Here is a 7803-nt window from a genome sequence, read left to right as displayed (position 1 = left end):
GGCCCAAGGCTCCCCACATGCCCGTCAGCAGCCGCCTCCCCACCGGGCTCCGGCTGTACACCGCCGACGCGACCGGCTTCGCCGATCCCACCGACCGCGGGCAACCTCGGCGCCCGGAGGCGGCTCGGAGCAGCCTCGGCCGCCGGTCAACGGCGGTCTCAGGTGTCCGCCGCGCCGAGCGGCGTCGGCTGTGGTGGCCGGTCCGTCCAGGCGGCCCGGGTCTCCACCAGGGTGCGGAGTCGCTGGGCCTGGCGGGGCATGTTGACGGCGACGGCCCCGCGGACGTGGTCTCCGGCACCGTAGAGGGCGGTGAAGCGCCCCTCGGCGGGGCTGCCCTCGGCGATGTGGCACCGGTCGGTGCCGGCCAGGTCCCCGAAGACCTGGATCTTCAGGTCGTGCTGGTCGGTCCAGAAGGAGGGCAGCGGGGCGAAGGGGCGGGCCGCGGTGCCGGCGAGCAGGTTGCGGGCGACGGCCATGGCCTGTTCGGCGGCGTGCGTGCGGTGCTCCCAGCGGCCGCGCCGTCCCGTGCGCGGGTCGGGCCGGTTCGCGACGTCACCCGCCGCCCACACCCCGGGCCCGGCCGCGGACAGCAGGTCGCACACGACACCGTCCTCCACGCTCACGCCGCTGCCGCGCAGCCAGTCCGTGCAGGGCACCGATCCGGTGGCGACCAGCACCAGGTCCGCGTCGAGTCGGCTCCCGTCGGACAGCCGTACGCCGGTGACGGCTCCGCGGGCGGTCGTCACCGCGGTGACCCGGTCCCGCCGGACGCGCAGCCCGAGGCCCCGGTGGGTGGCGGCGACCAGCCCGGCCGCGTGCGGTCCGAGCAGGTCGAGGAGCGGCACGCGTGCGGGGCAGACGAGCGTGACGTCCGCACCGAGGCGCCGGGCCGCGACGGCCGCCTCCGTGCCGAGCAGCCCGGCCCCGGCCACCACCAGGCGCGGGCCCCCGGCCAGGGCCGCGTGCAGGCGGAGGGCGTCGTCGAGGGTGCGCAGCACGTAGACGCCGGCCGGTTCGCCGCAGCGGTCCGCTCCCTCCCTGCCGGGCAGCCGCCGAGGACGCACACCGGTGGCGACGACCACGGCGTCGGCGCGCAGCCGGGAGCCGTCGGCGAGTTCGACCGCCCGGCCGGTGCGGTCCAGGCGGGTGGCGGGGATGCCCAGCCGCAGGTCGATGCCGAGCCGGTCGTAGGCCTCCGGTGCGCGCAGCCGGATGCGGTCCGGCTCCCAGTGGCCGGTGAGGATCTGCTTCGACAGCGGCGGGCGGTCGTAGGGCAGGTGCGGTTCGGCGCCGAGGAGGGTGAGGCGGCCGTCGTAGCCCTGGCGGCGCAGGGTCTCGGCGGTGGTGGCCCCGGCGGCTCCTGCGCCGACGACGACGATGTCGTTCAGCCCGGTCAACGGGTCACCTCTCGGGTCTTCTTCAGCGGTTGTCCAGGACGGTGGCCGCCATGCCGCCGGGACCGTCGGGACCGAGCGGGATGCGGATGGTCACGAGGAGAGCTGCACCCGCCCGTGGTCGCCGATGACGAACCGGTGGGCGGTGGGCACCCGGGGCGAGAGGGAGACGTGCACGTTGCGGCCGACGAGCGAGCCCTCCACCCGGCGGATGCTGTCGAAGCTGGACTCCCGCAGGACGATGGAGAACTCGATCTCGCTGTCGCGGATGACGCAGTCCTCGGCTATGGAGGTCGACGGCCCGATGTAGGAGTCCTGCACGAGGGTGCCGGCGCCGATGACCGCGGGCCCGACGATGCGCGAGCCGCGGACGGTGGCGCCCGCGTCGATGCGTACGCGTCCCACGATCTCGCTGGCCTCGTCGACGTCGCCGTCGACCCGGTACTCCAGCAGGTCGAGGAGTCTGCGGTTGACGTCGAGGATGTCGGCGGCGTTGCCGGTGTCCTTCCAGTAGCCGGTGATCACCGTGGTGCGCACGTCCCGGCCGCCGTCGAGCAGCCACTGGACGGCGTCGGTGATCTCCAGTTCACCGCGCGCGGAGGGGCGGACGGCGCGCACCGCGTCGTGCACCGCCGGACCGAAGAGGAACACACCGACGACCGCCAGATCGCTCCTCGGCCGCGCGGGCTTCTCCTCCAGCCCCACCAGCCGCCCCTGGTCGTCGAGTTCGGCGACGCCGAAGGCGGAGGGGTCGGGCACGCGGGTGAGCAGGAGCTGGGCGTCGGGGCGTGCCTTGCGGAACTCCTCGACGGAGTCGGTGATGCCGCCGAAGACGAAGTTGTCCCCGAGGAACATCACGAAGTCGTCGTCGCCGAGGAAGTCACGGGCGATCAGGACGGCGTGGGCGAGCCCGAGAGGCGCCTCCTGCCGCAGGTAGGTGACGTCGAGCCCGAACGCGGCCCCGTCGCCGACGGCCCGCCGGATCTCGTCCTCGGTGTCGCCGACCACCAGGGCGACGTCGGTGATGCCGGCGTCGGCGATCGCCTCGAGGCCGTAGAAGAGGATGGGCTTGTTGGCGACGGGCACCAACTGTTTCGCGGAGGTGTGGGTGAGGGGCCGCAGCCGGGTTCCCGCACCTCCCGACAGCACGAGAGCCTTCACGGTTTCCAACCCGCCTAACTGGTGTCGTCGGTGAGGTGGCCGGCCGTCAGGGCTGGATCTCGATGGCACCGGAGGGGCAGATCAGCTCCGCCTCCGTCACGGCCGCGTGGAGCTCCTGCGGCGGCTCGGCCGACAGCAGTTCGACCAGGCCGTCCTCGCGGCTCTGGTCGAAGACACCGGCGGCGGCCAGCACGCACTGGCCGGCTCCGACGCAGCGCTCACGGTCCACGTTGATCTTCATGATGTCTTTCCCGTCCTTTCCTGTTCGCTCCCCGAGGGGAACGGGCTTCTTCATCCGTGCGGGTGCGCGGTCCTGGTCGTCGAGGGGTCGCGGTCCGGGTCGTCGAGGGGTCATGGGGCGGGCCGTCGACGGGGGTGGGGCGGGCCGTCAGCCGGCCTCCGCCAGCCGTTCGAGGGCCGCGACCACGTCGTGCGGGCTCGGCATGGCCCTGCACTCGGCCCGCACCCGCTTGGCCGCGTCCGCGAAGTCCGGTCGGCCGGTGAGCCGGCGGACGTGGTCGCGGACCTTCTGTGCGGTGGCGTCCCGATGGTGCAGGTACACACCGGCACCGGCCCGCTCGAGCGCGCGGCCGCGCAGTTCGTGGTCGGACACCAGGGTCGACAGCACCAGTTGGGGCACTCCGGCGGCCATGGCGGTGGCGAAACTGCCGTAGCCGCCGTGGTGGATGACGGCGGAGCAGCTCGGCAGCAGGGTGTGCAGGGCCACCGAGTCGACCGCCCTGGCGTTGTCGGGGACGGCGGTGAGCCGTTCCCGCTGGGCGGGCAGCAGTGCCGCCACCACCTCGACGTCCTCGTCGGCGAGGGCGTCGAGGATCTCCGGCACGGAGACGTAGTCGCCGCCGTAGTCCTCGGTGTTGGAGGCGCCCAGGCTCAGGCAGACCCGCGGTTTCTTCGGCGCCTCGCGCAGCCAGTCCCACACCACCGCGCGGCCGTTGTACGGGACGTGCCGCATGGGCAGTTCCGGTGAGGCCGTCGGGACGGACAGGGCGGGCGGCAGGGTGCTGATGGTGGCCTGGCCGTGCAGCATCTCCTCGTCGCAGGAGAAACCGAACGGCTCGGACCGCGCCGCCAGCCATTCGGCCAGCGGGTCCACGCGCTCGGCGGCGGGCTGCTCCCGCATCAGCTCCAGATAGGTCTGCCGGGTACGGCCCCACACGTCGGCACACCACATCAGCCGCACGTGCGCCGCCCCGCTGATCCGGGCGGCGACGGCACCGGCGTACGCCAGCGGGTCCCGCACCACCAGGTCGGGCCGCCAGCCCTGGGCGAACGCCGCGAGGTCCTCGGTCATGGAGTCGTTGTAGACGGCGAACGCGTACGGCACGCTCAGCTCGTAGCGCTCCTTCAGCTCCGCCCAGTCCACGTCGGCGCGTTCGCAGCGGCTCCAGTTGGCCGTGCGGTAGTCCTGCGACTCGCGGTAGGCGGCCATGTCCCGGTGGATGGCGTGGTCGCTGCCGACCGGTACGGCGGTGAGGCCGGCTCGGGTGATGGTCTCGGTGGCCATGGGCTGGCTCGCCACGCGGACCTCGTGACCGGCGGCGCTGAGCGCCCACGCCAGCGGCGCCATCAGGTAGATGTGGGACTTCTCGGACAGGCTGACGAACAGGACCCGCATCATGCTCCCTCGGTTCGGTGGGCCGCTTCACGGCCGGTGGCGTACGGCGGCAGCACCGTGTCGATCCAGGTGGTGAGGGCGCCCGCGGTGGCGGCGGCGTGGGACTCCATCATCGTGAAGTGGTTGCCGGGCACCTGCGCCACGCTGCCCGCGCCGTCCCAGGAGCTCTGCCACTCCTCCGGCTCGGCGGGCCCCCGGCCCGCGACGGTGGCCGGTGGCTCGCTCGGGCGCACCAGCAGCACGGGCACGGACAGCTCGCCCGGGTCCCACTCGCCGATCATGTTGATGTACCAGCTCATGGCGGACAGCCGGTCGGCGTCCATGGTCGCGAACATCGACTCCCGGTCGAACATCCCGCTCAGCATCTCGGCCGAGAAGCGGGTGAACGGCGAGTCGGCGCGCGGCATGTAGGTGTCGAGCAGCGCCACGCCCAGCGGCGGGCGCCCGGTCTCCTCGAGGTGGCGTGCGGCGGCCAGCGCCAGGACACCGCCGGAGGAGGATCCGGTGAGGACGAACGGCCTGCCGTCCGCACAGCGCAGTGCGGCTTCGGCCTGGGTGCGCGCCACCACGTCCAGCGAGGCGGGCAGCGGCTCGCCGCGCCCGAACCCGGGAGTGGGCAGCGCCCATACGTCCCGGCGGCCGCGGAACGCCGTGGCGAAGCGCGCGTACTGGTGCACGCCGGCCAGCGCCACGTAGGAGCTGAAGCAGACCAGCGGGGCGCCCTCGTCCCCGGCGGCCAGCCGCAGCCCGGTGAGGGGGCCGGCCGGGCCGTCCGGTGAGTCCTGGACGGGCCGCAGTCCGGCGACCGCCTGCAGCAGGGCGAAGCCCTCGTCGACCCGGCCCTCCCGGCAGGCGGTGCGGAACAGCGCGCCGACGGAGTCCTCCGCGGGTCCGCCCGTCCGGGCCGGATCGGTGCCGGGCCGGTCCGCGCGGGAGTGCGCCGCGTCCACGCCGGCCGGCTCGAACCGTTCGGCGAGGTCCGCGGCGAGCGCCTGCGGCGTGTCCAGGTCGAAGACGAGCGTCGGCGGGAGCCGGAAGCCGGTCAGGGAGCCGAGCCGGTTGCGCAGTTCCACCGCGGTGAGCGAGTCGAAGCCGAGTTCCGCGAAGTGCCGGTCGGGCAGCACCTCGTCGGTCGAGTCGTGCCCGAGGACCGCGGCGACCTGCTCGCGGACCGCGTCCAGCAGCACCGGTGGCCGCCGCGCCGCGTCGAGCCCGGCCAGCCGTGCGCGCAGCGTCCGCCCGCCGTCGTCCGGGGCCCCGGCGGCCGCGGCCCGGCGGGTCCTGGTGCGCGGGGCGGGCGGCGACTGCCGGGCCACGGCCACCACGGCGGCGTCGGGTGCGTGCAGGGCGGCGTCGAACAGGGCGAGGCCCGCCTCGTCGGTCAGCGGCGCCATACCGCCGCGGGCCATCCGCTCCCGGTCGGTGGTGCTCAGCCCGGAGGTCATGCCGCTGTCGGCCGCCCACAGGCCCCACGCGATCGAGGTGGCCGCGAGCCCGTGCGCCCGGCGGTGGCCGGCCAGCGCGTCCAGGAAGGCGTTGGCCGCGGCGTAGGCTCCCTGGCCCGCCGAGCCGAAGGTGCCCGCGGCCGAGGAGAACAGCAGGAACAGGCCCGGATTCCACGGCCGCGTCAGCCGGTGCAGGTGCCAGGCCGCATCCGCCTTGGGCCGCAGCACCGCGTCGATCCGGTCGGCGGTCAACGAGGTCAGCGTGGCGTCCTCGACGACTCCCGCGACGTGGACGACCCCGGTCAGCGGGCGGTCCGCGGGCACCCGGGCGAGCAGCGCCTCGAGCGCGGCGGGGTCGGCGACGTCGCAGGCGACGAGGTCGGCCTCGGCACCGTGCGCGGTCAGGTCGGCGAGCAGGGCGTCGGCTCCCGGCGCCTGCGCACCCCGCCGCGACGCCAGCAGCAGCCGGCGGGCGCCGTGCACCGCGGCCAGGTGCCGGGCCACCAGGCTGCCGAGGGCACCGGTGGCGCCGGTGACGAGCACGGTGCCGTCCGCGTCGAAGGGCGCGGCCGGCCGGGCCGCGGCGTCGGCGGCCGGGGACAGCGGCCCGGGTTCGGGCCGCAGCAGCGCCCCGGAGCGCACGGCGCCCTGCGGGTGCGCGGCGGCGATCGCGGCCACGACGGCGGGCCCGGTGCCGTCGGCGCCGGGCGCGGTGGCGGGATCGAGGTCGAGCAGGTGCAGCCGGCCGGGATGCTCCAGCTGCGCGGACTGCACGAGCCCCCACACGGCGGCGGCCGGCAGATCGGTGACGTCCTCGTCCGGGGCGGTGGCGAGCGCGCCCCGGGTGACCAGCACCAGCCGGGAACCGGTGAAGCGGTCGTCGCCGACCCAGGCGCGGGTCAGGTCCGTCACGGCCGTCAGCAGTTCCCTGGTGGCCGCGGGCGCGGGTGTGTCGGGGGCGGTGGTGCACGTGGCCAGGACGGTCCCGGGCGGCGCGGTGCCGGTGTCGACGGCGGCCGCGAGCGAGGCCAGGTCGGCGTAGCACTCCAGGTGCACCCCGGACGCGTCGAGTGCCTCGCCGAGCCCCCCGTCGCCCTGTCCGAGCAGTGCCCAGCGCACGGTGCCGGACGCCGGGGCGGCGGGCTGCGGCTCGGCGTGCCGCCAGTGCCGGCGCAGCAGCGGCGGGGTGGTGTCCGCCGGTCCGGTGCCGGGTGCGCCGGGCAGCTGCAGGGCGGCGATCCGGCGCAGGACGAGACCGTCGGCCGTGGCGACCGGTCGGCCGTCCGGGCCGGTGACGGACACGGCGTAGGCGTCCGGGTGCCCGCCGGGCGCGAGGTGGACGCGCAGGGTGGTCGCACCGGTCGCGTGGAGGCGGACGCCGTGCCAGGCGAACGGCAGCGTGGCCGCCGTCTCGCCGTCGGCGCCGTCCAGGGCGCGGACGAGCAGGGTCTGCACGGCGGCGTCCAGCAGCGCGGGGTGGAGCCCGTAGCGGGCCGCCTCGGCGCGGTGGGCCACCGGCAGGGAGACCTCGGCGAACAGCTCCTGGCCGCGCCGCCAGACCCGGCCCAGTCCCCGGAACGCCGGCCCGTAGCCGAACCCTCCGGCGGCGAACCGCTCGTACCAGTCGCCGTCGCCGCCCGGCTCGACCGGCACGGCGTCCGACGGCGGCCAGTCACCGGCGTCGGCGGCCGGCACCGCGTCCGGTTCGTCGGCGAGCAGCCCTTGGGCATGCCGGGTCCAGGGGTCCTCGGGAGCGGCGTCGGCGGAACGCGAGTGCACGCTGAACGTCCGCCGTCCGTCCTCGTCCGGGCCGGCGAGGGCGAGCTGGAACCGTACGGCCCCGCGCTCGGGCAGCAGCAGCGGTGTCTCCAGGGTCAGCTCGGCGACCTGGCCGAGGCCGACCCGGTCACCGGCCTGTACGGCCAGTTCGAGGTAGGCGGTGGCGGGCAGGATGGTCCGGTCCAGCACCCTGTGGTCGGCGAGCCAGGGAAGCGTGCGGGCGGACAGCAGCCCGCTGAGGACCAGGCCGCCGGTGTCGGCCACCGGTACGACGGCGGACAGCAGCGGATGCCCGGCGCTCTCCAGCCCGGCGGCGGTGAGGTCGCCGGCCTGCCCGGAAGCCGGCAGCCAGTAGCGGCGGCGTTGGAAGGCGTAGGTCGGCAGGGCC

General features: G+C 75.5%; 5 protein-coding genes. All 5 read right to left on the bottom strand.

Features of this window, described 5'->3' with window-relative positions:
- Positions 1-158: 158 nt before the first annotated feature.
- Entirely contained in the window at positions 159-1397 is a 1239-nt protein-coding gene (locus AQJ66_RS35845) for an NAD(P)/FAD-dependent oxidoreductase (RefSeq protein WP_244163035.1), read from the bottom strand.
- A 90-nt stretch (positions 1398-1487) separates the two neighbouring features.
- Positions 1488-2555, bottom strand: coding sequence for a glucose-1-phosphate thymidylyltransferase (locus AQJ66_RS35840; protein WP_061930897.1), 1068 nt, complete (start codon positions 2553-2555; stop codon positions 1488-1490).
- Positions 2556-2601: 46 nt separating this feature from the next.
- Entirely contained in the window at positions 2602-2796 is a 195-nt protein-coding gene (locus AQJ66_RS35835) for a ferredoxin (RefSeq protein WP_061930894.1), read from the bottom strand.
- A gap of 147 nt (positions 2797-2943) precedes the next feature.
- Complete coding sequence (locus tag AQJ66_RS35830; RefSeq protein WP_061930891.1) at positions 2944-4191, bottom strand: activator-dependent family glycosyltransferase; 1248 nt, start codon at positions 4189-4191, stop codon at positions 2944-2946.
- A partial coding sequence (locus AQJ66_RS35825) for an SDR family NAD(P)-dependent oxidoreductase (protein WP_159052696.1) occupies positions 4191-7803 on the bottom strand: 3613 nt, incomplete at its 5' end. The genes AQJ66_RS35830 and AQJ66_RS35825, both read right to left, overlap by 1 nt.

Source organism: Streptomyces bungoensis, assembly GCF_001514215.1.
Lineage (GTDB): Bacteria > Actinomycetota > Actinomycetes > Streptomycetales > Streptomycetaceae > Streptomyces > Streptomyces bungoensis.
This window is presented reverse-complemented; position numbering and strand designations above follow the sequence as displayed.

Excerpts from the sequence above, each read along its gene's own strand:
- AQJ66_RS35835 (WP_061930894.1), bottom strand. The coding sequence starts at position 2,796 with ATGAAGATCAACGTGGACCGTGAGCGCTGCGTCGGAGCCGGCCAGTGC.
- AQJ66_RS35830 (WP_061930891.1), bottom strand. The coding sequence starts at position 4,191 with ATGCGGGTCCTGTTCGTCAGCCTGTCCGAGAAGTCCCACATCTACCTG.